22 protein-coding genes are annotated in these 25,971 nt (G+C 62.6%); 5 read left to right on the forward strand and 17 right to left on the reverse strand.

Annotation, left to right across the window (positions count from 1 at the left end):
* The first annotated feature begins 13 nt into the window (after positions 1-13).
* Positions 14-1,744, forward strand: coding sequence for a DNA polymerase/3'-5' exonuclease PolX (polX, locus tag VFO29_12315; protein ID HET9394291.1), 1,731 nt, complete (start codon positions 14-16; stop codon positions 1,742-1,744).
* On the opposite strand, the gene fdhD is transcribed toward polX, so the two are convergent.
* On the reverse strand, positions 1,734-2,573 hold the full coding sequence (gene fdhD / locus VFO29_12320) for a formate dehydrogenase accessory sulfurtransferase FdhD (protein HET9394292.1): 840 nt from the start codon (positions 2,571-2,573) through the stop codon (positions 1,734-1,736). The two genes, polX and fdhD, sit on opposite strands and share 11 nt — an antisense overlap.
* A gap of 9 nt (positions 2,574-2,582) precedes the next feature.
* Positions 2,583-4,886, reverse strand: a complete 2,304-nt coding sequence (locus VFO29_12325; protein HET9394293.1) for an alkaline phosphatase family protein — start codon at positions 4,884-4,886, stop codon at positions 2,583-2,585.
* A gap of 119 nt (positions 4,887-5,005) precedes the next feature.
* Here VFO29_12325 and VFO29_12330 point away from each other — a divergent pair, with 119 nt between their 5' ends.
* A complete protein-coding gene (locus tag VFO29_12330; GenBank protein HET9394294.1) occupies positions 5,006-5,953 on the forward strand; it encodes a branched-chain amino acid transaminase in 948 nt (315 codons plus the stop codon).
* On the opposite strand, the gene VFO29_12335 is transcribed toward VFO29_12330, so the two are convergent.
* The 6 genes from VFO29_12335 to VFO29_12360 form a co-directional block, all read right to left on the reverse strand.
* Entirely contained in the window at positions 5,943-6,938 is a 996-nt protein-coding gene (locus VFO29_12335) for a serine hydrolase (GenBank protein HET9394295.1), read from the reverse strand. The two genes, VFO29_12330 and VFO29_12335, sit on opposite strands and share 11 nt — an antisense overlap.
* 170 nt (positions 6,939-7,108) lie before the next feature.
* The gene (locus VFO29_12340) at positions 7,109-8,728 is read right to left on the reverse strand and encodes a hypothetical protein (GenBank protein ID HET9394296.1); all 1,620 of its coding nucleotides are present in this window, start codon (positions 8,726-8,728) and stop codon (positions 7,109-7,111) included.
* Between the two features lie 52 nt (positions 8,729-8,780).
* Entirely contained in the window at positions 8,781-9,683 is a 903-nt protein-coding gene (locus VFO29_12345; GenBank protein HET9394297.1) for an ABC transporter permease, read from the reverse strand.
* A complete protein-coding gene (locus VFO29_12350; GenBank protein ID HET9394298.1) occupies positions 9,680-10,723 on the reverse strand; it encodes an ABC transporter permease in 1,044 nt (347 codons plus the stop codon). Before VFO29_12350 ends, VFO29_12345 begins: the two co-directional genes overlap by 4 nt.
* Positions 10,720-12,120, reverse strand: coding sequence for an ABC transporter ATP-binding protein (locus VFO29_12355; protein ID HET9394299.1), 1,401 nt, complete (start codon positions 12,118-12,120; stop codon positions 10,720-10,722). The genes VFO29_12350 and VFO29_12355 overlap by 4 nt, the downstream gene beginning before the upstream one ends.
* A gap of 41 nt (positions 12,121-12,161) precedes the next feature.
* Entirely contained in the window at positions 12,162-13,190 is a 1,029-nt protein-coding gene (locus VFO29_12360; protein HET9394300.1) for a BMP family ABC transporter substrate-binding protein, read from the reverse strand.
* 75 nt (positions 13,191-13,265) lie between these two features.
* On the opposite strand from VFO29_12360, the gene VFO29_12365 reads away from it, so the two are divergent.
* Positions 13,266-14,921 (forward strand): AI-2E family transporter, encoded by a 1,656-nt coding sequence (locus VFO29_12365; protein HET9394301.1) that lies wholly within the window; start codon positions 13,266-13,268, stop codon positions 14,919-14,921.
* On the forward strand, positions 14,918-15,790 hold the full coding sequence (rocF, locus tag VFO29_12370; GenBank protein ID HET9394302.1) for an arginase: 873 nt from the start codon (positions 14,918-14,920) through the stop codon (positions 15,788-15,790). The genes VFO29_12365 and rocF overlap by 4 nt, the downstream gene beginning before the upstream one ends.
* Positions 15,791-15,910: 120 nt before the next feature.
* Here rocF and VFO29_12375 read toward each other — a convergent pair whose 3' ends face one another.
* The gene (locus tag VFO29_12375) at positions 15,911-16,672 is read right to left on the reverse strand and encodes a hypothetical protein (GenBank protein HET9394303.1); all 762 of its coding nucleotides are present in this window, start codon (positions 16,670-16,672) and stop codon (positions 15,911-15,913) included.
* A 69-nt stretch (positions 16,673-16,741) separates the two neighbouring features.
* Here VFO29_12375 and VFO29_12380 point away from each other — a divergent pair, with 69 nt between their 5' ends.
* Positions 16,742-16,999 (forward strand): glutaredoxin, encoded by a 258-nt coding sequence (locus VFO29_12380; GenBank protein ID HET9394304.1) that lies wholly within the window; start codon positions 16,742-16,744, stop codon positions 16,997-16,999.
* On the opposite strand, the gene VFO29_12385 is transcribed toward VFO29_12380, so the two are convergent.
* Genes VFO29_12385 through hemC form a run of 8 tightly spaced genes read right to left on the reverse strand, consistent with a single transcriptional unit; the run spans position 16,981 to position 25,935 of the window.
* Positions 16,981-17,862, reverse strand: a complete 882-nt coding sequence (locus tag VFO29_12385; protein ID HET9394305.1) for a DUF92 domain-containing protein — start codon at positions 17,860-17,862, stop codon at positions 16,981-16,983. The genes VFO29_12380 and VFO29_12385 overlap by 19 nt on opposite strands.
* Positions 17,754-19,253, reverse strand: coding sequence for a uroporphyrinogen-III C-methyltransferase (gene cobA / locus VFO29_12390; GenBank protein HET9394306.1), 1,500 nt, complete (start codon positions 19,251-19,253; stop codon positions 17,754-17,756). The genes VFO29_12385 and cobA overlap by 109 nt, the downstream gene beginning before the upstream one ends.
* Entirely contained in the window at positions 19,240-20,526 is a 1,287-nt protein-coding gene (gene hemA / locus VFO29_12395; GenBank protein HET9394307.1) for a glutamyl-tRNA reductase, read from the reverse strand. Before hemA ends, cobA begins: the two co-directional genes overlap by 14 nt.
* Entirely contained in the window at positions 20,517-21,209 is a 693-nt protein-coding gene (locus VFO29_12400; GenBank protein ID HET9394308.1) for a redox-sensing transcriptional repressor Rex, read from the reverse strand. The genes hemA and VFO29_12400 overlap by 10 nt, the downstream gene beginning before the upstream one ends.
* Positions 21,206-22,510, reverse strand: a complete 1,305-nt coding sequence (hemL, locus tag VFO29_12405; GenBank protein HET9394309.1) for a glutamate-1-semialdehyde 2,1-aminomutase — start codon at positions 22,508-22,510, stop codon at positions 21,206-21,208. Before hemL ends, VFO29_12400 begins: the two co-directional genes overlap by 4 nt.
* Positions 22,507-23,094, reverse strand: a complete 588-nt coding sequence (locus tag VFO29_12410; GenBank protein HET9394310.1) for a molybdenum cofactor guanylyltransferase — start codon at positions 23,092-23,094, stop codon at positions 22,507-22,509. The genes hemL and VFO29_12410 overlap by 4 nt, the downstream gene beginning before the upstream one ends.
* Entirely contained in the window at positions 23,075-24,061 is a 987-nt protein-coding gene (gene hemB / locus VFO29_12415) for a porphobilinogen synthase (protein ID HET9394311.1), read from the reverse strand. Before hemB ends, VFO29_12410 begins: the two co-directional genes overlap by 20 nt.
* Complete coding sequence (gene hemC, locus VFO29_12420; protein HET9394312.1) at positions 24,058-25,935, reverse strand: hydroxymethylbilane synthase; 1,878 nt, start codon at positions 25,933-25,935, stop codon at positions 24,058-24,060. The genes hemB and hemC overlap by 4 nt, the downstream gene beginning before the upstream one ends.
* Positions 25,936-25,971 lie beyond the last annotated feature (36 nt).

The following is a 25,971-nucleotide window of genomic DNA, read 5'->3' on the forward strand; positions in this document are numbered from 1 at the left end:
TGAAAATCGCTTCGTGCCCTCGAATACGGAAGTCGCCGAGACCCTGCTGCGCATCCGGAAGCTCATGGAGCTGGCCGGCGAGACCTTTTACAAGTTCACGGCCTACGAGCGCGCCGCGGCGACCCTCGAGAATGCGCCGCCGGTCACCGATTTGCTGGCGGCCGGCGAACTGACGAGTTTGCCGGGCATCGGCAAGTCCATCGCCGCGACGATCGAAGAGATCGTGCGCACCGGCACCTGCGAGCAGCTGGAGATTTTGCAGCAGCGCTATCCGCCGACGATCTTCGAAGTGCTCGGCGTTTCGGGAATCGGCATCAAGACGGCGGCGATGCTCTTCGAACAGTACGGCGTCGGATCGCTGGCGGACCTCGAACGCGCCATCGATTCAGGCGCGCTCGCCGAAGCGCCGCGCATGGGACCGAAAACAATTGAGAACATCCGGCGAGGCATCTTGGCGTATCGCGGACGGCTGCGGCGCACGCCGCTGCCGCGCGCGCTGCAGATCGCGCGCGAAGTCGTCGCCTATCTCGAATCCGGTCCGCCGGTGCATCGCTTGGAGTTCGCGGGCAGCCTGCGGCGGCGGGAAGTAACCGTCGGCGACATCGACATCGTCTGCACCTCCGATGCAGCCGCCGCGGTTATCGATCACTTCGTGCGCTGGGATCGCGCGCGAGCTGTGCTGGCGGAGGGCCCGACCAAAGGCAGCATCTGGCTCGACGACGGTTTGCAGATCGACCTGCGCGTCTTGCCCGATCATCTCTACGGTAATCTCTTGCAGCACTTCACCGGCAGCCGCGAACACAACATTCAAGTTCGCGAGAACGCGGTGCGCAAGAACTTGCGCGTCAGCGAGAACGGCATCCTGAACCTGGAGAACGGCGACGTCACCGCCAGTCGCGACGAACAGGGCGTCTATGCCGCGCTCGGCATGCAATATATACCGCCCGAACTGCGCAGCGGCATCGGCGAGGTCGAATTAGCCCTGCGCAACGAGGTTCCGGAGCTGTTGGAAGCCGCGGACGTGCGCGGCGACTTCCACATGCATTCAACCTGGAGCGACGGGCGTCAAACGCTTGAAGAGATGATAGCCGCCGCTGCCGCACGCGGATACGCCTATCATGCGATAACGGATCATTCGCCCGCGCGTGGCGCGATCGGCTGTAGCGCGGAAGAGCTGCGCGAACAGCGCGAACACATCCGCACGCTCGGCGATCGCTACGGCGTGCGTACGCTCTGGGGCAGCGAGGTGGACATTCTGCCGGACGGCTCGATGGATTTCCCCGACGACGTGCTCGCCGATATGGACATCGTCGTCGCCAGCGTCCATTCGGAGTTTCGCCAGTCGCGCGACGAGATGACGCAGCGCTTGCTCCGCGCCATTGAAAATCCGTACGTGACGATCATCGGACATCCGACCGGCAGAACGATCGAAGGCTTCGGCGGATACGACTTCGACTACGACGCGGTCTTTGCGGCGGCCGCGCGCACCGGCACGGCGCTCGAGATCGACGGCCAGGTCAAGCGGTTTGATCTTCCCGCAAACCTTGCGCGGCGCGCGAAGAGTTTGGGCGTGACGCTCACTGTCGACAGTGACGCGCACGATGTCACGCAGCTGGCGAACATCGATCTGGCAATCGGCCAAGCGCGCCGCGCTGGTCTCACGCGCGACGACGTCCTGAACGCGCGAACATTAGAAGGTGTGCTGGAGTTCGTACGCGCCAAGCGCGATCGCGCTAAGGCGTAATCCGCTCCGGCGACGTGTAGACGTTGCACTTCGATCCCCGGACGAAGCCGCACAGCGTAACGTTAAAAGCGCGCGCTGTCTCGACCGCAAGACTGCTCGGCGCGGATACCGCACAGACGATTGGAATGCGCGCCATGATGGCTTTTTGCACCAGCTCGTAACTCGCGCGTCCGCTGACGAGAAGTACGCTGCCGCTCAGCGGCATGCGGTCGTTTAAGAGTGCCCACCCCGCGATCTTGTCCAGCGCGTTGTGCCGCCCGACGTCCTCGCGCAGGGCGAGCAACTCGCCGCGCGCATCGAACAGCGCGGAGGCGTGCAGTCCGCCGGTGGAAGCGAAGATACGTTGCGCGCTTCGCATCCGTTCCGGCAGATTCGCAATAAGCGCAGCGGAGACGCGCGTGTCGCCTTGCAACGGCTCCGCGTGCATGTGCAGCGCTTCGATACTCGCCTTTCCGCACACACCGCACGCGCTGCTTACCGTGAAGTGACGTTCGAGCCGTTCCAACGGCGGCATGGCGCCGGCGAGTTCGACGGTTACGATATTGTAACGTTGCTCGGCGTCGATTGCCGGATCGACGCAATAGGCGATGCTGAGAATATCGTCGCGCTTACCGACAATGCCCTCGGAAAATAAAAAACCGGCCGCGAGTTCGAAATCGCTGCCGGGCGTGCGCATGGTGACGGCTAGGCTGCGAGTCTCGCTGCCGGCAGCCAAGCGAATCTCGAGCGGCTCCTCGGTCGCGAGATCGTCAACGATCTCGCGACGATCCCCGTTCTCGAACGCGGTGACCGCCGCCGGCGTCGTCAAACCGGGCCGTTCCGCCATCATCGCGATTGCTTACCGGCGGCGAACCGCGTGTTCAAGGATGTCGTTGAGCACCTTCGGATCGACGGCGTCCGGCCTACTAAAATTCAGCCGTGCGCTGATGGCCGAACCGTAGGCGGCTTTCGAGTTGAGCGCGTTCATGTCGATGCCCGGTTTTATTGCGGTATACGGCTTCGCGTTGACCGGCCGCGTCGCAAAGGTGTTGTAAAGCGGCTGCGTCGTGGTGTCGGCGACTGAAAGCGGTTGGAGCCCAAGCAGCAGTTCTATGGTACGCACGAAACTCACCGTCGAGTAATGCGAATGATCGACGCCGCCGCGCGCGTAGGCGCTGGCAACGTAAAACGTCGAACGCTGATCGCTCACGTGGTCCGGGCCATTCTGCGCGTCGTCTTCGAGTACGAAGATTGCGGTGGATTTCCAATACCGGGAATGCGACACCGTATCGACGAGCTGTCCGACGGCCCAGTCGTTCATTGCGACGTACGCTTCCGGCGTCAGTTCGTTCGCCCTCGTGCCGGCGGTGTGATCGTTCGGCAGATAGAGGATCTCGAGTTGCGGCAGCTTTCCGTTTGCGACGAAGGCGTTGAACTCGCGCTTCCACTCATTAAAGCGATTCTGGTCGCTGTATTTGAGATTCCACCCAACGGAAGCGGAGTCGTAGTGCCCCTGCAGCGACGGATGATCCGTTGATGAGATCGGCGGCCCCGCGCTGATCGACATGTCCTCGCCGTAGTCGCGATACGTGATGCCTGCGCGCTTGGCCGCATCCCACAGGTAACCCGAATGCGGCACCGGCGCTCCCACGCCGTTTTGGGAATCGTAGCCCGCGCGGCGGTTGCCGTAATTTACGGGCCACATACGTTCGAGATAATCGTTCGCAGTCGCGGCGTCAGCCCAGTTGTGGCCGTCGGCGCTCACCTGCGCGTCCGCGTACGCGTTATCCAAGACGCCGAACCGTTGCGCGATGGCATGCTGATTCGGCGTGACCGCGCGCCCGAACATGACGAGCGATGCGTCGCCGTTGGCTTTGGGGATATCGCCCAACACTTGGTCGTACGAACGGTTTTCTTTGATGACGTAGATGACGTGCGAGATCGGGCCGTGCGGGCGCACGATCGTCGCCGCAGCCGCCCGCGGCGCCCACAGCGGCATGAGATCGCTTAGGGCCTGCGCGGTCATGGCAGTAACGCGTTCGTAGGCGGCTCGCGGAATGGCGCGCACCGAGCCGACGGTTATCGCGGCGACGTAGCCGGGGCTGTTGCGCTTTCGCGGATCGAACTGTGGGTTCGCCGGAGACTTTTCGCCTTTGCCGTTGCTGACGTAGAGCGTCCCGCTCGCGCCCATCGCAAGACCTGTCGGATACCAGCCGGCAGGAATATAGCCGATGACGCGGTCGTTGCGTAGATGCGCGACGGCATTCTCGCCGCCGAGACTGACGAACAGATCGTTTCCGTGAACAAGCAGCGCGTTCGGATTAGCGCCGTACCCGTTCACGCGTGCGGTTTTCATTCCAACGGGGATGTTTGCGATTCGCCTATTCGTACGCGTATTTATGATAGCAACTGAATCGTTGTCGCATACAGCGACGTAGAGTTTGGATCCATCGCTTGACATCGCAAGGTCGCAGGGATGCGATCCGACGGCGATCTGTCGGATGACGCGGCCCGCTGCCGCGTCAACGAGTGCCACCGAGCTTTGCCCGCGCAGCGCGACATAGACGAATTTGCCATTCCCCGTACCGATGGCCGCGCCCGGATGCGAGCCCACGGCGATCGCGCGTTGTGCGACCGTTGGGCTGGCGGAGATCTGAGCGATCGTTATCGTGCCGCCTACCGGGCTATTGTGATCGTCGGCTGTGACGGCGAGCGGAATTGTCTGCGTGCCCTGACGCATGAAGATCAGCGAGACGGAAACCGGCCACGCGCCTTTGGCAAGCGAAAATGGTTGAACGACGCCGCGCGCGATGTCGACGGCTTGAATCGCATCGGTTGCCGCGCCCGGAACGCAGACGAACGGCGTACACCACACCGGTTTCCCAAACGCACCGCTGAGCGGGATCGACTTGATCGTTTGCAGCGTTTTTGCATCGAGCAGACGCAGCGCGGCGGGATCGACGCCGGACTCGACGACGGCCAGGGTTTTACCGTCGGGTGAGAGCGCAATGCCTTGCGGCATGGTGCCCACGGTCGCCAGCGCGCCGGCAGGGGGCGTTAGGCGCCACCCGCTCGGCAATACCGTCTGCACAATGGCCGCGCCCGCGGCAACCCCAAATGCGGCCGCCCCAAGGGCGGCAAGAAAGATGAACCGTCGCAGCATGCGGGTCGTTTCTCCTTATGGCGCAGGGGAGCCCCTGCCGGGAGTCTGCCATTGGCCGCTTGGCCGGAGGACGGGGCGGGGTATACCGGAATCGAGCCTGCGATAAGGAGCCGCGAAAAGTGAACCTGAGCGAACTCACCGTATACGCCGGCGGCGAATTCCGGAACTACGACGACGCCAAAATCGGTCTCTTGACCCACGGACTGCAATATGGAACCGGGTGCTTCGAAGGCATTCGGGGCTATTGGGCGCCGGGAGATCGCGAGCTCTATCTTGTCCAGTTGCGCGAACATTTCGAACGCTTGGCGATCAGCGCGAAGATCCTGTTGATGAAAATGCCGCACTCCGTCGACGAACTGATCGAAATCACGTCGGATCTCTGTGCGCGCAACCGTTTTGAAAGCAACACGTACGTTCGGCCATGCATGTTCAAGTCTGCCGAAGACATCGGCGTGCGCCTACATAACGTGCATGAATCTCTTGCGATTGTCGCAATTCCATACAACATGGATTACCTGGATGCCGGCGGCGTGGCCGCGGGAACCAGTTCATGGCGCCGTGCCGACGATTCGGCTGCACCACCACGCGCGAAGATCACCGGGCTCTATGTGAACAGCGCGCTTGCGAAGAGCGAAGCAATTGCCAATGGCTACGACGAGGCGATCATGCTTTCGCACGACGGTCACCTGGCCGAGGGCTCGGCCGAAAATATTTTCCTAGTTAAAAACGGCGTGCTGCTCACGCCGGATCCGTCGCAGAACGTGTTGGAGGGCTGCACGCGGCGCTTAATCCTCGACGTTGCAAAGCGCGAGTTTGGTATCGAAGTCGTCGAACGCGCGATTGACCGCAGCGAACTCTACGGGGCCGAAGAGATCTTTTTCACCGGCACGGGGGTCGGCATTGTTCACGTGAAATCCGTCGACCGGCGCGCTGTGGCTGACGAACAAATGGGCCCGGTAACTCGAAAACTCGCCGGTTTCTACGACCGGTTCGTCCACGGCCAAGAGCCGAAATACCGGGAACTGCTGACGCCGGTCTACGCCGGCCGGGCTGTCGCTACGGCGTAGACTCGGGGTTGGGCGTAGCCGGGACGGGGGTCTGCGGCGCCCACATCGGCACGTCATCGTTCGATTCGGTCGCGACCGGCGGCTGCGCCGGGCCATCGAAACCATTGAGCGCACGCCATTTGCCGAACTGCTGAAGATGCGAGTATGCCATGCTCGAAACGCGGCGGATGAAGCGCCGTCCGGCCGAGAGCGTTGGGAGATGCGTCGTCATGACGGCAATCACATACGCGCCGTTTGAAGCATAGACGATACCGACGTCGTTGAGCGTGTCATCGAGCGATCCGGTCTTATGTGCGATCGGAATCTCAGGCAACGACGCGGGAATCAGCGAATTGATCTCTTGCCGTTCGAGGATCGCAATCATCTGTTGCGACGACCATTCATCGACAAGTTTGTTTTGCGCCATGCCGGTCAGCAAGCGCACCATGTCCGCGGGACTCGTGCGTAACGTGTTGCGGATGCTCCAGCCGGCCGTGTGAATATAATCTGACAGCCGCGTATGATGCAAGCCGAGCTCCCGCATCGTGTCATTGATGTGCGTGCGTCCGACCAAGCGAATCAACATATTGGCGGCAGTATTATCGCTGACCGCGATCATTTGCGTCAGCAATTCCGAGACCGGGAACGTCGAGCCGACCGGCGCGTCGGCGATCGCGCCCGAACCCCAATCGCGATCGCGGGGCATCAGCGTCACGCGATGATTCAAATCGAAGCTGCCCGCCTGCAGTTGCTTGAACACTTCCACCATGACGGGAATCTTTATCGTGGAGGCGGCCGGCATCACCGCGTTAGCGTTGATCGAGGAGACCAAGCCCGTTCCGAGGTCCTTGACTTCCATGGCGACGTGACCCGGGGCGCGGCCGCATGCGCGCGCCATCGTAGCCTGCAAATCTGCAAGCGGCGCGGGCAATGACATCGCGTTTGCCGGTTGAGCGTACGAACCCGCGATCGCCGCCACCGCAAAAATAGCTAGGATATGCCGCACGGTTGGCTCCTATGCTGTTATTGTCGGCTAACTTCGAGGCAGTCCTTAATCTGTCATCCTCTGGCCCGGCGTGTCATCCCGAGCCCTAGTGTCATGGTGAGCCTGTCGAACCACAGCCGAGCCTGTCGAGGCGGGCTTTAAAGGGCCGGATGCGCGCTGCTACGCTGTGCTCAACAATTAAGGGGCTCGACTGCAACGCTCCAGGTTGATGTCTCGATCCGGTAATTTCGATAATATCCGCAAGGCAGGTTATCGGCATTTCTCGGCACGGTCCGCGGTAGATAAACCTCATAGTATGTTGTGTCCGGTTTCGAATGGGATCGATCGAAGTTGCGCTGTTGGATCGTGAAGTTTGCTGAACGGAGATCTTCAAGAGGCGCTAGCACGTCGAGCGCCCCCGAAAGCATCTTGTTGTAAAGAATAATCAGAGCTTTGGCGTCAAGCGCGGACATGCCTATACCGTTACCGTCAAAAGAAAACGGCATCATCCCTTTCAGGTCGGTCACAGCGCCCGTCTGTTCGTCGACCTGGTAGGTCAATACGTTTCCATTATGGTCGCGAGCGAGAATAACATTGATTTTACCGTTCTTAGTGCCGACCTCAACTTGCTGACTCGCGAGCGCCACATTGTCGAGGCTAGCGAGCTCACCTCCAAGCGATGTGCTAAGCGCGTGTACGGCTTGTCCGGGCAGCGTGATGTAATCTAAGGACGGATCTCGCAGCATGGCTTCGATTTTGATCCGCCTGGAATCGCTGATGCCTGACTCTACGAAGATCCGGTCGAGCGCGGCGTAATCCGAAGGCGCTCCGCAGGGAGCAACTTTGCCAAGAAGATCAAGGCTCGTTTCAAAAATGCTTGTTGAGAGATCATCGAGTTGCTTGACCTTGCGATAGTCTTCGTAGCTGACCCGATAACGTTCCAGATCTTGTAACTCTTTAGCACGAACCGCGGCGTTCTGCTCCTGCGTGCGAGTCAGATCGCAATATCCCGGGATAAGGACGCTCATAGCCCGATTGTCGAGCCGCAGCTGCGGACAGGGCAGGCGTTTGTCGGGATCAAACTTTGGGTCGTACGCATCTTCGATCGCGCGCAGCACTTGCGCCCACCCACTGACGAACGTGCGACGCTTCAAAGTGAAAGCGCCCACTCGAAACAGGTGCACATCGAGTGTTCCCTGCATCGCGTAAATCGCGGTTCGCAAATCATCTAGCGCGCGGGAGCGTCTGTAAGCTTGGAGCTTGTCTAGCGCGTCCTCGACGCGACCTTCGATCGTCGTCGCGAGTTGAATCGCGCTAATATTTACTACTAACGAGGCATTATGCAGATCGACGGTTAGCACTCCGTTTTTGAATATCGACGGTAGATGAGCCAGATCGAACTGAGGCTCGGAGGTGCCGCCGGTTGCGCCTGTCTGTATGTTGTAGTTGCTGGCGATTCTCGTTTGCAGGCCATAATGCGCGGTCGGCATCGGTTTGGCGATGTTCAGAATGAGCTTCGGAGTGCCGTAGAAATGAACGACGCCAGCCGGTCCGCTCAGCGCGATCGTGAGTTGATAATAGGGCGCGTAGTTGGCGTTGCCGCCGAAAGGCTGGACGCCCAAAAGTTCTACTCCGACCGGCCCGTTGGCTTCGATGTGAATGTGTTCACCATCAGGCATGTCACTGGCGGGATAGACGAGCTGCGCGCTTACTCCGTCGGCACTGGGTATTTGTATAGTTCCGCCGCGCCGATCGAGCGTTGAATCGACCTGTCGCGTGACAATCGCCGGCGGCGCAGACGCGATAATCATTTTGTATCCATTACGGATTGAGGTCCATTCGCGTGACAAACGCGAGAAAGCTTTAGTACGGTACTCCGTCTGCCGCGGGCGCGCGCACGCGACCTACGAGACCCGCTATCGCAAAGAGGGCGGCAAGATATGGAAGCGCCTGCATGGCGTCGCTGGGAAGCCAACTGATACGACCTTGCAGCACGTATTGCAGCGCTTCGAAGAAGCCGAAGAAGACGGCAGCGCCGGTCGCGCCCCACGGAGTCCAGCGTCCGAAGATCACAGCCGCCAGCGCGATGAATCCGCGTCCCGCGGTCATGCCGTCGGAATACAGGTTGACTTCGCAAATCGATAAGAACGCGCCGCCCAAGCCGGCGAGTGCGCCGCTGACGATCACGCTATAGAGACGCAACCGCAGCGGATCCAAACCGGCGTCGGTAACCGCGCGCGGATTTTCGCCGCATGCTTGAATGCGCAGCCCCCACGGCGTGCGATAGATGAACCAATTCAAACCGAACGCGCACAGTACGGCGAGCACGATGAATGCGGCTTCGCCCGTCGTCACTTGCGGCAGGAACGGAACGCCTCCCGATCCGAGTTGGTTGACTTGCGGGCTCGCGCCAGGCTGATTGAAGATCAGCACCAAGCCGTATGCTGCTCCGCCCAACGCGACCAAGTTGATGCCGACGCCGGCCACAATTTGATCGACTTTAAAGAACGTCGCCGCGAATCCCAAAATGAAGCCGAGGAAAGCCCCGAAGAAGATGCCGGCGAGCAGTCCAATGATCGGACTCCCCGTCATATTCGTAAAGACGACCGCGCTGAAAGCGCCGGCGGTCATCATGCCTTCCAAACCGATGTTCACGACGCCCGAACGCTCAGAGATCACGCCGCCCAGCGCCGCGTACACGATCGGCACCGACTTGATCAGCGTCAAGAACAGAAGGGTCAGCGCGAGCGAAATGCCGGAACTCATATCGGTGCCGTCGCGCGCGACGCGAAGTAGCGCCGCGCGGCCAAAACAAGGATGATCAAGCCTTCGATAACGCGGATCGCGTCTTTCGGAACGCCCGCATTGGCTTGCATCATAAGGCCGCCGGCCTCCAGGATGCCGAAACCGAACGCTGCGACGCACACCCACAGCGGATTCAGATCGCCCACCAGCGCGACCGCAATGGCAGTGTAGCCGTAACCCGGCGAGAGTGAGGTATTAAAGCGGTGCAGCACGCCGGTGACGATCGCGGCTCCGCCCAAACCGGCGACCGCTCCCGACAAGGTGAGCGCGATGAGGGTCATGCGCGGCATGTTGATGCCGCTGCGGCGCGCCGCCTCGGGCGCTTCACCCGCCGCGCGCAGCTCGTAACCGAAAACCGTTCGGGTAAAGACGAAGCGAATAACGAGCGCCGTTGCGATCGCGATCAAGATCGAAATCGTCAACCGCGTGTCGCCGAAGCTGATCCCGAAGATCGTCGGAAAAGCGGGAAGCCAGTTGTTTGGAAGCAACGGCGCGGTCTCGGCGCCGGATGCGAGCGGGCTCTTCAGCGGTCCCGCAACTAGATATCCCGTAAGCGAGAGCGCGACGAAGTTCAGCATCAGTGTCGAGATGATCTCGCTGGCGTTAAAGCGCGCGCGTAACCAGCCCGCGATGCCGCCCCAGATTCCGCCGCCCACCATGCCGAGCAGCAACAGCACGAAGACCGTCATCCACTGCGGTCCGGCGAAATGCGCGCCGACCGCACCGGCCAGCAAGCCGCCCATCAGCAGTTGGCCCTCGGCACCGATGTTGAACAGGCCCGCGCGGAATGCGAGCGAGACTCCGAGCGCGGGAAAGAGCAGCGCAGTAGTTTGCACCAGCGTCTCGGCGATTGGGCGGCGGCCGCCGAGCGATCCGCGCAACAGCCAGTAGAATCCGTCGACCGGATTGACGCCGGCGATCAACATGGCCAGCGCGGCCAAAACAAACGCAAGCAGCAGCGCTCCGGCCGGTCCGGCCAGCAAACGCAGGACGACTCTCACGTCAATCCCGCCATCAAGCGCCCGATCTTGCCGCGGTCGATCTCAGCGCCGGTGAACGATCCCGTCACTTTGCCGCGGAACATGACGAGCACGCGATCGGCCAGCGCCAGAATTTCGTCGAGCTCGAATGAGATCAGCAAGATCGCGCAGCCTCTATTACGCGCTTCGATAAGTCGCGACTGCACGAGCGCCGCGGCCCCGACGTCGATGCCGCGCGTCGGCTGATAGGCGAGTACGAAACGCGGATCGCCGATGAGCGCGCGGCCCACGAGCAGCTTTTGCTGGTTGCCGCCCGAGAGCGTCTTGACGCTCACGTCGAGCGAAGCGGCGCGCACATCGAAACGCTCGACGATCGCCGCCGCGTCGGCGCGCGCGGCGCGCCAATCGGTCAGCGCGCCTTTGCGCATGCCGGGGAGATTCTGGCGGCCGAGAATCGCGTTCTCGACGATCGACCAATTCAACACCAGGCCTTCGTGGTGGCGATCTTGCGGGACGATGCCGATGTTCTTGCGATGGCGCAGCGCCCCGGCGTCGCCGTCGAGTTCGATGCTGCCGGTGTACGGAATCATGCCGGCGATGGCGTCGGCCAGCGCGGTCTGTCCGTTGCCTTCGACGCCGGCGATGCCGACGATCTCGCCCGCGTGCACGTCGAACGACAAGTCCGCGATCGTCGTCGTATCGGATCCGGCGCTGACGTCGCGTACGGCCAAGCACGGCGCGACTCCGGTCGCGTCCCGTTGCGCAACCTGCGGCAGCTCACCGCCGACCATCGCGCGCGCGATGGCGTCAACGCTGGTCTCCGCCGTTTCGAAGTGCGCCACAATCTTGCCGTGCCGCATGACGCTCACGCGCGTGGTGTAGTCGATCACTTCTTGCAATTTGTGCGTGACGACGAGGATCGCGGTTCCGCGCTTGGCGAGCTGCACGACGGTGGCGAAAAGCGTTGCAATCTCGGCCGGCGCAAGCGCGGCGGTCGGCTCATCGAGCAGCAGTACCGATGGCTCGCGCTCGAGTTCGCGCAGCAGTTCGACGCGCTGCTGGACGCCGATGGGCAGTTCTTCAACGAATGCGTCAGGATCGATGGCCAAGCCGTTGCGTTCGGCGAGTTCGGCGACGCGTGACCGCGCCTTGTCGACGTCCACCACCGCGCCTTTGCGCGGTTCGCGGCCGAGCATGATGTTCTGCCACACACGCAGACGGCCGACGAGTTCGAAGTGCTGATGAACTAAGCCGACGGTGCCGTTGGCCTCGATGGTTCCGGCGTCGGGCTTAACTGCTCCGAAGGCGATGTTCGCGAGCGTCGATTTGCCGGCGCCGTTTTCACCCACCAGCGCATGGATCTCCCCGGGCAGCAGATCGAGGTCGACGCCGTCCACTGCGACGACGCCGGGGTACACTTTTCGAATGCCGCGCAGGCGAAGCGCGGCCTCCGAAAGATTTAGAGCTTGGCCGGTTTCCAGGTCGCGAGCTCCTCACGCGTCGAGGGCGGCGAGATCTTTCCGTTGACGATGTCCTGGCGGATTGCGTCAACTCTCTCGATGTTCGCTCTGCCGATGATCGCGCGAGTGTATTTGAAGTCGGTCAGCCCGACGCCGTCGTCTTTCAAACCGAAGATCAGGTGGCCTTGCAGCCCTTTTTTCTGTTGAACGGCTTTGGCGATATCGAAAACCGCGACGTCAACGTGCTTGACCATCGACGTCAGCACTTTGCCGGGCGCCATGCTGTCCTGGTCGGAGTCGACGCCGATGACGAACGCGTTGGCGCGCGTCTTCACCGCGTCGATCGCACCGATGCCCGCTTTGCCGGCCGCGGCGTACACGATGTCCGCGCCGCCGTTGAAGAGCACGTTGGAGAGTTCTTGGCCCGCCGCGACGTCCTCGAACGATCCGACGTACTTCACGTCAACCTTCGTTGACGGATCGATCTGGTGCGCGCCGGCGATGTAGCCGACTTCAAACTTGCGAAGCAGCGGGATGTCCTGGCCGCCGAGAAACGCGATGTGGTGGGTTTTGCTGACGAGCGCTGCCAGCGCGCCGGCCAAGAACGACCCGTCTTCCTCTTTAAAGGTAGCCGAGACGACGTTTGGATCGGGCACCACTGCGTCAATAATCGCGTAGTGCTGTTTCGGATACTGCTTGGAGATCTGGTCGAGATCTTTGTTCATCAGGAACCCGATCGCGTAGATCATATCCAGATGTTTTTCCGAAAGCGCGGTCAGGTTCGGCTGATAGTCCGAGGCCGAACGCGACTGCAGCACTTGCTTCTGTGCGCCGAGCGACTTCTCGGCCTCCAACAATCCGCGGTAGGCCGAGTCGTTGAACGACTTGTCGCCTAGGCCGCCGATGTCCGTCACCATACCGAGCGTGAGTTGTCCGGGCCGGGCCGCGCCCACGCCGTGGCGGCCGCAGGCGGCCAGCGTCAGCAACGCCGCAGCGACAGCGAAAGAAACGATCGCCTTGTGCTTCATCGGGGTATCGTACGCACAACCGCAGGCCGAAGCCTCCGAACGGAGGCCGTCAGAGGCCTCCCGAAGGGCAACTGAGTGCACGCCAAAGACCTGAACACAACTGCGCCGCGGCGCTGGTCGGAGGAACTCGGCGGGATTCGCTGGCTGCCGCGCCTGATCGACAAGGCGCGCGCGGCAATCGCGGGATCGCTCGGCGACTATCTCTACGGTCAGAGTCCCATCGACCGCGGATTACTGCGCGCTTTGGGTTTAACGTACCGGGATTTCACCGGCATCGTGCGCGCCGCGGGCGATGACGACGATGCCGTGCTGGCGGCGTTACAGAAACGCGTGCCCGAAGGAGTCGAGCGCGCGCGCAAGTGGAGCGAACGTCTGCCGTTGCGTCATCGATCGCTGCTTTTCTTAATCGATCTCGACGACGGCCATAACGCGGCTTTGCGGCCAATACGTGGTTTCGTGCACATGCTGACCCGCCTCGAAACACACTACATCCGCTATCGCTGGCCGGCGGAAGCGTCGCTCATCGGTTTAGAGATCGAAGCGCAAAAAGCCGGCGAACGTGCGGCGGCTGCAAGCGGCACCGACGAAGAACCCTATCGCTGGCTCACCGCGCAAAACGTCGACATGGCCTGGAAGATTCTGCTTTCGATCGTTTTGATCGGCGTAATGCTTTACTATGCCATCCATTTCGTCGAACGGATCGGATTTGTCGCGTTCATCATCATCGGCGCGATCTTTTTTGCGTACTTGATCTATCCGCTCGTGCGATGGCTCAACAGAAAGCTGCATCTGATTCTCGCCATCCTGGTCGTCTACGCCATTTTTGCGGCGGTCGTCGCGATCGGCTTATCGTACGGCATTCCGGCGATCTCCGGAGAGCTCACAAGACTCACGCATGACGGGCCGATGATTCTTGCAAAAACCCGGGACTTTCTGACAAGCCCGTCGACGCCTGTGCTTGGAAGTGCGCCCGACTCGATTCGCCGGGAACTCGCGCAGCTGCCGGCTCAGGCCGTCACCTGGTTTCAGCAGCACGGCGGCGGCGCGGCTGCCGGGGCCGTTACCGTCATCCTCGGTACCGCGGCTTTTTTGGGCTCGCTCATCGCAATTCCGGTCTTGGCCGCATATCTATTATTCGATTCGGAGATCATCAAACGGTTCTTCATGGGATTCGTGCCGGAACGGCGGCGCGAGGCTACATTGGGTTTGCTCGCCGAGCTGGAAGAAGTTCTGGGCGGATTCATTCGCGGGCAGCTCCTGGTCGGCGCGACGATCGGGATAATCATCGCAGCCGGCTTGATGATCTTCAGAGTGCCTTATGCGATTTTGATCGGCGCAGGGGCCGGCGCGCTGGATCTCATTCCGTACATCGGGCCGGTGATCGCTTTCATTCCGGCGCTCATTATCGGCTTCTCGGCGGGCGGGACGGGCATGGCGGTGAAGGTCGCCGTCGTGTTTCTCATCGCTAATCAGCTCGAGGGCCACGTGATCGCGCCGAATATCGTCAGCCGTACGATCAAACTGTCGCCCAGCGCGATCGTTGTGGCGGTGCTTATCGGCGGCGAGCTCTACGGCGTGCCGGGGATGTTCATCGCTGTACCGATCGCGGGAATCATCCGCGTCTTGCTGCTGCACGTCATTCCGGGTTCGGTGAGCCGCGAAGAAGCGCGGCCTGTCCTGACCAAAGAGTCGCAAGAGACCGTCGAAGCCGACGCGCAGGCGCAAGCATGAGCGGTCCGCGCGTTGACATCATCGGCGTTCCGATGGATTTGGGCGCCAGCCGGCGCGGCGTGGACATGGGACCCTATGCGGTGCGCTACGCGCAATTGCACGAACAGCTGCGTGCGCTGGGCATCGAGCGCATTGAGGATCACGGCAACTTGCACGTGCCGATTCGCGAGGCGGTCGACCCGCACGACAAGCACGCCAAGTACCTCGACGTGATCGACAGGATCTGCGGCGAGCTGGCCGAGCTGGTAGAGCGCTCGGTTCGTGCGGGCGGTTTCCCGGTTATTCTGGGCGGCGACCATTCCATCGCCATCGGCACCTTGGACGGACTGAAACGGGCGCGCGGCAAGCCCGCGGGCTTGGTGTGGATCGACGCGCACGGCGACATCAACAGTCCGAAGAGCTCGCACTCCGGAAACGTGCACGGCATGCCGCTGTGGTTTGCGCTGGAGCGCGGCTATGCAGATCCAAAGCGCACGGTCCAGATCGGCCTGCGCGATCTCGAAGCTTCCGAAAAAGAGAACCTGCGCAGTTCCGGCGTCAAAGCATTTACGATGAGCGACGTCGACAAAATGACGATGACGCGCGTCATGGAGGAAACGATCGCGATTGCAGGCGCCGGCGACACGCCGCTGCACGTCTCGTTCGATCTGGATGCGATCGACCCGCGCGAAGCGCCCGGGACCGGCACGCCGGTCAAAGGCGGCCTGAGTTTCCGTGAAGCGCACCTTGCAATGGAGATGCTGGCGGAGTCGGGCAAACTCGGATCGATCGAAATGGTCGAGATCAATCCGATTCTCGACACGCGCAATCAAACCGCATTGCTTGCGGTCGGGCTCATAAGCTCGGGTCTTGGTAAAGCGATTTTATAACGAAAGACCGCTTTTGTTTGTGCGTGATGCGGAGGCCGAAGGCGGGGGACCCCATCGGCTTTGCCGATGGGGGGCGTGGAGCGCGCAGCGCGGATACGCCGGTTAGACCCGAAAGCTATACTATAGTTTTATTGTTGCGACGCCTTCGCAACTGACGCCGCCGCCGCACACCGCGGCATCCCATGTCGCAGCCGCCAGCATCGTTTGAATAGCTTTTTGAGTCTGATCGTCGAGCGGCGGATGAAATTCGATTTTCTTCGTGTGGCCGTCTTCGTCGACCGTTATAACCAACGTGACGTGCACGTTGAAGCGTTGCATCAGCGCAGTCTTGACGCGCGGATCGAGCACCGGCGGTTGCTCGGCGCCGAAGGGTGAGACGCCGCCGCGATCGTTCACGCCGCTGCCCGCGATGGTGACGTTGGCCGTGCCTTGCGGGTTCGGCACGATTCCGGGCTCGCGCTGAAGCGTCGGTTCCTTCGGTAGACGCGTTCCCGGCGCACGCGCCACCAGCGGCACGGGTTGCCGCGCCGGCACCAGGCGCGGCGCCGCCGCGACCCGGCCTTGCGGACCGTTCACGGGTGTCGGACGCGAGCGCGGATTATGATTCTTCGCCGAGAGCTCGCTGTGTCGCCGCTCGAACGACACCGTAGGTGAGCGGCGGTTCGTTCGCGGCATCGCGACGGGAAGCGGCCGCGCGTCGGCATGCTTTTCGATGTGAATGTGCGCGATGCGCGCAAAGGAGAGTGTCTCGACCGCTTCCGGGCCCTGTGGTAATAGCGCCGGCCACATGGGAATGAGGAAGGCTACGACCAGATGGATGCCGAGCGACGCGGCGAACGCGCGCCGCAACGTTTGGCCGGAACCGGCAGTTTGAAGCATCACAGCCCCTTACACTCGAGTCAATGAGAATACGACCCGCTCTGTGACGGGGACCTTTCTGGAGAAACGCTCGTGCGACCGACCGATATCGTTCTGTATCAAACCGACTGGTGCCCATACTGCACCCGCGTGCGGGACAAACTCGCCGAACTGCAGTTGGAGTACAAAATCGTCAACGTTCCGGACAGCCACGCGCAACGCACCGTCGTGCGCGAGATTTCCGGACAAACGGGAGTCCCGGTGCTAGTGGATGGTAAGGTCGTACTCGATGACGACGATGTCATCATCCCGTATCTCGAAGAAACCTACGGTCAGACGGCGGTCAAGTAAACCGCCGCCAGCGATCCCGCGATGAGCGCGCCTACTAAAGTTGCAAGCGCGTTGACGGCATCGTTGTCGATCCAACGCAAACCGCGTACCAATGACGTCCTGTTTCCGCATACGTGCGGGCTCGTTTCGCAGCGGCGTTGGCAGCGCGCGCAGTAGTACAAGGCCTGTACGCTCGCACCGAGGATCGAATCGGCGATCGCACCCGCGAAACCGGCGGGCGCAACGATCCACAGCGGCGCAACGCCGACCGCGTAGGCGAACAGTCCGACAACGGCAGCTCCGCCGGCTTCGGCCAGCGTGCCGGCGAGCGTTACGCCACCGGAGAGTCCGCGCGGGACCGTTTGGAATCCCAGAATCGATCGCGGCAGCGATCGCGCGAGCGTGCCGAGCTCCGTCCCCCATGTGTCGGCGGCGGCAGCCGCAAATGCGCCGCCGAATGCGGCCGCGAGCACTATCGAATGCGTGAATGCGTACCCGATCGCGCACACGGCGGCAATTCCGCCGTTCGCCAAGACCTGCCGCGCGTCGCGCGCGCCGCGTTTGTCTACGTCAACCAACGCTTTTTTAAACCGCTTTCCGGAACGCGAGAGCGCGATCGCCGGGATGAAGAATGCAAAGAGGACAACCGCAAAGGGCCAGTCCCCGGACGCAAATACGGCTGCGCCGACAAACCAAGCCGCGAACGCTCCGTCGAGCGTCAGCGCCTGGGCGCGCCATGCGGCGAGCGCGACGGCGCCGGCAAACCCAATCGCAATTACAACTGTAATGCGGCCACGAGCCCTTGCGCGGTGTACTCTTCGGCGACGACGTGCACGGCCAAGCCCTGATCGCGCGCGGCTTGCGCGGTGATGGGGCCGATGCAAGCGACGATCTTTCCGTCGCTGGCTTCGCGCGCGTTCGCAGCTCCGCCCAAGTTGTGGATGAAGCCCTTCACTGTGCTCGCGCTGGTGAACGTCAAAATGTCGCTCTGCTGCACGCGCTGCGCGAAGAGCGGGTCGTCGGTAAAAACTGTTTTGTACGCGGCCACGACCTCTACCGGACGTCCGGCGGCGGTTAGACGCTCGGGAAGCACGTCGCGCGCTTCGGCCGCGCGGTACAGCAGCATACCATCGCCCTTGCACGATGACGCGATCAGCAGATCGGCGAGATCCTCGGCAACATAGCGCTGCGGCACCGCGTCCGCGTAGATGTTTCGTTGGAGCAGCGCTTGCGAGGTCTTTAACCCGATAGCTGCGATCTTTGCTTCGCCCAGAGTCCGCGCGTCGTCGCGGCGCGCATCGAGGTGATCGAAGAACGCCTTCACGCCGTTCGCGCTGGTGAAGATCACCCAGGCATAGCGTGAGGGATTGACGGTGGCTTGTTCGGCGGCGCGGAGATCGTCGGGCGGCGCGATGGCGATCGTGGGCGCGACGACCGGCTGCGCACCGTGGCGGAACAACTCGCGCACCATGTCGTCGTTTTGGCCCGCCGGCCGCGTCACCAGCACGCGTTTGCCGAAGAGCGGAAACTTTTCGAACCAGGCAATCTGCGAACGCAATCCGACCACGCTGCCGATGACGACGATCGCAGGCGCTTGCAGACCCGCACGTTCCGCTTCATCCGCAATGGTCGCAAGCGTGCCGGTGGCAGTGCGCTGCGACGGCCGCGTTCCATCCTGAATGACGGCAGCCGGCTGCGTCAACGGCAAACCGTTTGCGATCAGTTGCGCGGCGATGTCGCGCAGATTGCCCATGGCCATCAGAAAGACGAGCGTTTGCTGCGGATCGGAGAGGCGCGACCAGTCGATCGCGGATCGGTCCTTCGTTGGATCTTCGTGGCCGGCGACGATCGTCAGAATGGTGTTATGGTCGCGATGCGTTACCGGAATGCCGGCGTACGCGGGAGCCGCCAGTGCGGAACTGATGCCGGGAACGATTTCGAATGGAATGCCGGCGGCGTGGAGCGCTTGCGCCTCTTCGCCGCCGCGGCCGAAGAGAAACGGATCGCCGCCTTTGAGACGCACGACGCGTTTGCCCTCGCGGGCCTTGGCGATCATCAGCGTTTCGATTTCGTCCTGCGGCATGGTGTGATCGCCGCCGCGTTTGCCGGCGTAGATGCGCTCGCACGATTCGGGCGCGAGCGCGACAATTGCGTCGGCAGCCAGCGCGTCGTACACCAGGACGTCCGCAGTTTTCAGAACTTCGTGAGCGCGCACGGTGAGCAGCCCAGGGTCGCCCGGTCCGGCTCCCGCCAGAAAGACCTTACCGGTCGGCAACGTCGAGTTCGAAGAGCTCCTCGAGCAAACGCGCGTGCGCTATCGCCTCAGAGCTGTTCAGCGAAGCCTTCTCGCGCAATCTCGTCACGACCGTGTGCAGCAACTTCGAGATAATCGTGAGCGACGCTCCGGTGATCAGCATCTTTTCGCGCTCGCTCAATTCGGGGCAGCGCGCGAAGAGGCGATCTAATTCCGCGGACCGCACCGACTCCGCTTTTTGCGTGAGCGATGCAATGACCGGAACGGTCGCGCGTCCCCGATACCACTGCCGGAAACGATCGACGTATTCGGCGACGATCTCCTCGACCTGCGGGATGGCGGCACGGCGCACTTCAAGTTTTTCATCAACGTGTGATTTGAGGCCGTCGATGTCCACCAGCGTAACGCCCGGGATCTCCGCAATGCCCGGATGCGCGTCGCGCGGCACCGCGATGTCGATGACGAAAAGCGGCCGCTGCGGGCGGTGCGCCATGGCCGCGCCTACATTCTCCGGCGTCAGCACGAAATGCGAAGCGCCGGTGGAGGTGACGACGATGTCCGCCGCTGCGAGAGCGGCGATCAGCTCGCCCGGTTCGAGCGCCTCGCCGGCGCCGATCTGCGCGATCACTTCCTGCGTTCGCTTGACGGTCCGGCTGAGCACGGCGAGATTGCGCGCACCTTCGCTGCGGAAACGTTTGGCCGCGGTGCTGCCCATCTTGCCGGCGCCGATCACCAACACGTCGCGTCCTTCGAGCGATCCGAGCCGCCGCTTCGCGAGCTCTATCGCTGCGGTAGCAACGGACGGCGACTCTTCGCCGATGCGCGTCTGCGTGCGCGCAGCTTTGCCCGCGCTCATCGCTTCGCGCAGCAGTTTGTGCAGCGTCTCGCCGATCGCGTGAGCATCTTGCGCGGCCGCGTATGCGTCTTTGACTTGCCCGAGAATCTCCGCTTCGCCGATCAGCATCGAATCGAGTCCGGTGCAGACGCGGAAGAGATGCTCGACCGCTTCGCGGCCCAGCAGCGTATATAAGTACGATTCCAGATCGTAATCGACGGACGAGTGCCGGAAGTTTTGCAGAAAAGACTTGAGCTGCGTGACGCCGGCTTCGTAGTCGTCAAGCTCCGCGTAGATCTCGAGCCGTCCGCATGTCTGCAGCATCATCGCTTCGCGCACGGCTTCGTAGTCGCGCAGCGCGACCAGCGCTTCGCCCATCCGCGAAACCGGAAAGACGTGACGCTCGCGGACTTCCACCGGCGCCGTGTTGTGCGAAAGGCCGAGACAGACTAACGGCATTCGTTCTCCGCTGCGGCAAACGACAGGCGATGCGTGAGAATCGAGAGCTCGCCGGCAAGGTCGATATTGCGAACGATCACCGGATGACGCATGCGCAGCGAGACCGGCGCGAAATTCAGCAGCGCGCGCACGCCGTTCCCGGCCAAGCGGTCCGCGATCGATTGCGCGGCTTCGGCCGGAACGGCAATAACGCCGATATTCGCATCAATGCGCGCGAGTGCGCTCTCCAAACCGGCTACGTCCTCCACGGAAACTCCTTGCCAGATCTGTCCGACGACTGCCGCCGAATTGTCAAAAATTGCCGCAACCTTGAACCGTTCCTCGCGCGCCGCCAAAAACGTGGCGAACGCGTGTCCCAGGTACCCAAAGCCGACGATCGCAATGCGCCAGTCCCGTTCCAATCCTAAGACAAGGGCTAGCTGGTCTACCAGTGGTTTTATCGCATAGCCCTGTCCGCGCCGTCCCAGCGGTCCGAGCGCCGAGAGATCCTTGCGGATCTGCGTCGACGATATAGTATGCCCCAGCAAGTCGGCCAGGCCGATCGACGTGATGACGGTCTTTCCGTCCGCGGCAGCCTGCGCCAGCGCGCGATGGTAGGCGAAGAGGCGCGGGATTGCGACCTCGCTTTGGGCCAGCCGCAGCGCGCCGGCCTTGAGAACCGGAGCGCGAATCGGATCGATCATCGAACCGCCGCCGTGGCGAGGTGAGCGAGCGCTTCGTCGGCCACCGAAATCGTTCGCTGAATCTCGCGTGTCGTGTGCGCGGTGGAGACGAACGTGGACTCGAACTGCGAGGGCGCCAGATAGATGCCGCGATCGAGCATCGCGTGAAAATACTTCGCGTATGCTGCCGTATCCGAACGCATCGCACTTTCTAGATCGGTGACGGGACCGGGCGTGAAGAACGTGCAGAGCATCGAGCCCGAATACGTGCTGTACTGAGCGACGCCGTGCTTTGCGAAGACTTCACCGAGGCCGTCGCATAAAAGTTTGGTCAGCACTTCGAGACGTTCATAGAGCGTCGGATCGCCGGCGATCGTGCGCAGCGTTGCGATACCCGCGGCCATCGCCAGCGGATTCCCCGAAAGAGTGCCGGCTTGGTAGACTGCGCCCTCCGGTGCGAGCTCGGCCATGATCTCGGCGCGACCGCCCAGCGCACCGATCGGAAGCCCGCCGCCGATCACCTTGCCGAGTGTCGTCAGATCCGGCACGATGCCTTCGCGTTCTTGCACGCCTCCGCGCGCAACGCGAAAACCGGTCATCACCTCATCGAAGACGAGCAGCGCGCCATGCGTATCGCAGAGGTCGCGCAGCATCCGCAGATAACCGGGCGCCGCCGGAACGAAACCCATGTTGCCCGCGTACGGCTCGACGACGATTGCCGCAATTTTTCCCGTATTCGCATCGAAGGCGCGCGCGACGGCGTCCGCATCATTGAACGGTAGCACGATCGTGTCGTGCGCAACGCCGGTCGTGATTCCCGGTGAATTCGGAATGCCGTTGGTAAGCGCGCCGCTGCCGGCGGCGATCAGAAACGTATCGGCGTGTCCGTGATAACAGCCGGCGAACTTGACGATCTTGTCGCGTCCCGTGAATGCGCGCGCCAGTCTGCTCGCGCTCATCGTCGCTTCCGTGCCGCTCGAGGTAAAACGAATGCGCTCGATCGACGGCATCATGCTCGCGATCAGCTCGCCGAGTTCGGATTCGGCCTCGGTCGGCGTGCCGAACGAGCTGCCGCGCCCGGCGGCTTGGACGATCGCTTTGACGACGCCGGGCGGAGCGTGTCCGAGAAGCAACGCTCCCCACGAGAGGACGTAATCGACATACTCGTGGCCATCCAGATCGTACAGAAATGGGCCTGAGCCACGCTGCATGAAGACCGGCGACCCGCCGACTGCGCGAAATGCGCGCACGGGCGAGTTAACGCCGCCTGCGATAATGTCGCGCGCGCGCGCGAAAGCCGAAATCGACCGTTCTAATCTCAACGATAAAGTCCTAAAAGTGCATCGCGATCGGCGCTGGTGTTGACATTGGCCAGCCGCCGTTCGTCGGAAAGGCGAACGCGCCGGTGTCGCAGTCTTTCGACGACCGCGCTCACGGCTCCCGAGCCCGTTTCGAGTTCGCGGACGCCCTCACGCAGAAAGGCTGCGCGAGCGTACAGGCCGCACAACGGCTCGACCCGTCCGTCGCGCTCGGCCACGACGGCTTCAAGCCCGTCTTCCCATGCCGCCAGCAGCTCGCCGAGCGCCTCCCCGTCGAGGAACGGAGCGTCGCCGGCAACCGCAAAGCAGCGCGCTTGCGGAACCTTTTCAAAGGTAGAGACGAGTCCGCCTAACGGTCCGAGACCGGGCCGCCGGTCGGCGACGACCGGGCAATCGAGTTCGCGTGCGATCGCCTCGCCGAAGGGAGCGTTGGCCGAAACATACACCGGGCCGATCGATCGAACGTTGCGATAGACGCGCAGCAGCAGCGGGACGCCGCCGGCGTCGCTCTCCAACTTGCCCGGAAAACGCGATGCTTGCCCCCCGGCTAAGATAACGACTGCGATGCTATCGGCTGCGGGCCGCATACTCTTTGGCGAAGTACGTGATGACGATGTCCGCGCCGGCACGCGCAAAGCCGACGAGCATCTCGTGCACGGCACGTTCTTCATCGATCCAGCCGTTGAGCGAGGCGGCCTTGATCATCGAGTACTCGCCGCTGACGTTGTACACCGCGAGCGGCAGATCGAAGCGCTCGCGCGCCGCGCGAACGACGTCCAAGTAGGCCAGCGCGGGCTTTACCATTAAAATGTCGGCGCCTTCCTCGACATCCAGCGCCATCTCGCGCATCGCCTCACGCACGTTGGACGGATCCATTTGATACGTGCGTCGATCGCCGAACTGCGGCGTCGAGCCGGCTGCGTCCCTGAACGGCCCGTAAAATGCGGACGCGTACTTGGCGCTGTACGCCATGATCGCGGTCTCCTCGAAATCTTCGCCGTCCAGCGCTTCACGGATCGCGCGCACGCGGCCGTCCATCATGTCGGACGGCGCCACGACGTCGACGCCGGCGCGCGCATACGTGAGCGCCGTGCGCACGAGCAGTTCGACCGTCGCATCGTTGTCCACGTCGCCGCGTTCGTTGATGATCCCGCAGTGGCCGTGGTCGGTGTACTCGCAGTTGCACAGATCGGCAATCACGACCATATGTGGTAGCGCACGCTTTATTTCACGCACGGCACGCTGGACGACGCCGTCGGGATCGTAGTTGCTCGTTGCCTTCGCATCTTTGGTTTCGGGAATCCCGAAGAGCAAGACGCTGCCCAGTCCGAGTGCATCAAGCGTCAACGCCTCGCGAACGGCGCCTTCCACGGTGAAGCGCTCGATGCCCGGCATCGATGCGATCGGTCCGGCGTCATTGCTGTTTTCCACGACGAACAGCGGCTGGATCAATTGCTCCGGATCGATCCGGTGCTCGCGCACGAGTGCGCGCATGGCGCTGCTGCGGCGCAGTCTGCGCGGGCGGATCGCTTGCCGCAGTTTCGTGCGAATCATGAAATGGAATGCTCCTTGGAGTTCAAGTGCGAGCGGATTGCGCCGACGAGCGCGTCGATTTCCGCCTCGGGCGCAACCAGGTCCGGGGTGAAGCCGGCGGCGTGCGCGGCCGCCGAACTGGCCGGGCCCATCGCGGCGATGGCCGGCCGCCGTTCGAAACGGTGGACTCGCGCCAAGTACGCCGAGGCGGCGCTCACCGAGCCGCTCGAGGCGAAAACGATCATATCCGGTTCGCGTTCGCCCAGGCCCGAAGGTTCCGCTTCACCGGAGCGCATCTCGACCACTTCCGCCCCATCCGCCCGCAAGGCGGCGGCAATCCGGCTGGCTTGCTCCTGTGTGCGCGGCAGAACCACGAGCCTGCCGCGTAGCGGCTGCTCCGCACGCTGCGCGCCGAGGACTTCGGACGCGCCTTGCGCCTCGAGCGCGGCGGCCACATCCGCCCCCAGCGTTTCAGCTTGCGGAACCGTTTCGACCGGCCGGCGCAGCTGCGTCCGAATAATACGCGAGCCGTCGAGCGCCGCCACCGCGCCGGTCGCTTCCAGCTGTCCGTCTTCGAACCGCGCATGAAGGCCGATTGGAGCCTGGCAACCGCCGCGCAGTGCGCGCAGCGCGGCACGCTCGCACACGATCGCGAGTTCGGCTTGCGGATCGTTGACGGCGGCCCGGACCTCGCGCGCAAGCTCGTCGTCTGTCCGCAGCTCGACCGCGAGCGCGCCTTGACCCGCGGCCGGCACCATCTGCGCGATCGTGAACGGCCGCATATGTTTGGCTGTCGCGTGCAAGCGCTGCAAACCTGCGGCTGCCAAGACGATTGCTTCATACTCGCCCTCGCGCAACTTGCGAAGACGTGTATCCACATTGCCGCGCAGATCGACGTACTGCAGATCGCTGCGCAACGCAGCGAGTTGCGCGCGCCGCCGAAGGCTTGACGTACCGACGCGCGCGCCTGCCGGCAGCGCGTCGAACGTTTCAAAACGTTCGCTGCAGAAGACGTCGCGTGGATCTTCGCGTGAAGAGATCGCGGCGAGCTGCATGTCGTCCGGTATCGAGCTGGGCAGATCTTTGGCGGAATGAACGGCGTACCGCGCGCGCCGCTCGCGCAGCGCAATTTCGAGTTCCTTGACGAATAAATTCTCCGCGCCTATGTCGGCAAACGATCGATCGCGAATGCGGTCGCCGGTCGTCGTGACGTTCAAGAACGTGGTTGCGACGCCGCGCTGCGCGAGTTTGGCGGCGACCGTGCGCGCTTGTATCATGGCGAGCGTACTGCCGCGTGTGGCGCAGACTACCGCGTCGACGCTCATCGCCGCAAGCTGTTCGACCGGAAGCTCCGCCAGTGCGCGCAGCACGCCGGCGCGTTCGTCTTTTGGTACTTCGGATTTGACGTACTCGCGCATCCGTCCAAGCGTTTTTATGGCGGCTGCATACGATTCGCCGAAATGCTCGCGCAGTTCGCCCGTCAGCCGCTTGGCAAACGCCGGAGCTGCACCGCCGGTGTCGACTGCAAACGTCAGGTCGCCGATCTGTACCGTTGCCGACATCGCGAAGTCGCCGCGTTCGGGTTTGGACGCATCGCAGACGAGGACACCGAGCCGGTGCGCGTCCGCGCAGATTCCCGCGTTGACCGCATCGTCGCCGGTCGCGGCGATGGCCAAAAATGCTCCCTCCAGATCGCCCACGGCGTAGGCGCGCTCGTGCAGCTCGAACCCATGTTGCGCCGCCGATTTGCGCAGATCGTCTGCAATATCGGGCGCGACCACGCGCAAGCGCGCGCCGGCCGCGTGAAGCGCCGCGCTCTTTTTGCGCGCCACCTCGCCGCCGCCGGCCACCACTGCCAGGCGGCCGCGAACGTAAAGTGTGATCGGAAACGACATCGGTGCGCATGACTTCGCTGGATGACTGCCCAAAAC

Source organism: Candidatus Rubrimentiphilum sp. (genome assembly GCA_035710515.1).
GTDB lineage: Bacteria > Vulcanimicrobiota > Vulcanimicrobiia > Vulcanimicrobiales > Vulcanimicrobiaceae > Rubrimentiphilum.

Bases quoted from the DNA above. Each gene is read 5' to 3' on its own strand.
- VFO29_12410 (HET9394310.1), bottom strand. From the start codon at position 23,094: ATGCGGCCCGCAGCCGATAGCATCGCAGTCGTTATCTTAGCCGGGGGG.
- VFO29_12345 (HET9394297.1), bottom strand. From the start codon at position 9,683: ATGAGTTCCGGCATTTCGCTCGCGCTGACCCTTCTGTTCTTGACGCTG.
- hemA (HET9394307.1), bottom strand. From the start codon at position 20,526: ATGCCGTTAGTCTGTCTCGGCCTTTCGCACAACACGGCGCCGGTGGAA.
- fdhD (HET9394292.1), bottom strand. From the start codon at position 2,573: ATGATGGCGGAACGGCCCGGTTTGACGACGCCGGCGGCGGTCACCGCG.
- hemC (HET9394312.1), bottom strand. From the start codon at position 25,935: ATGTCGTTTCCGATCACACTTTACGTTCGCGGCCGCCTGGCAGTGGTG.
- VFO29_12360 (HET9394300.1), bottom strand. From the start codon at position 13,190: ATGAAGCACAAGGCGATCGTTTCTTTCGCTGTCGCTGCGGCGTTGCTG.
- hemB (HET9394311.1), bottom strand. From the start codon at position 24,061: ATGATTCGCACGAAACTGCGGCAAGCGATCCGCCCGCGCAGACTGCGC.
- VFO29_12340 (HET9394296.1), bottom strand. From the start codon at position 8,728: ATGATTATCGCGTCTGCGCCGCCGGCGATTGTCACGCGACAGGTCGAT.
- rocF (HET9394302.1), top strand. From the start codon at position 14,918: ATGAGCGGTCCGCGCGTTGACATCATCGGCGTTCCGATGGATTTGGGC.
- VFO29_12325 (HET9394293.1), bottom strand. From the start codon at position 4,886: ATGCTGCGACGGTTCATCTTTCTTGCCGCCCTTGGGGCGGCCGCATTT.
- VFO29_12400 (HET9394308.1), bottom strand. From the start codon at position 21,209: ATGATCGATCCGATTCGCGCTCCGGTTCTCAAGGCCGGCGCGCTGCGG.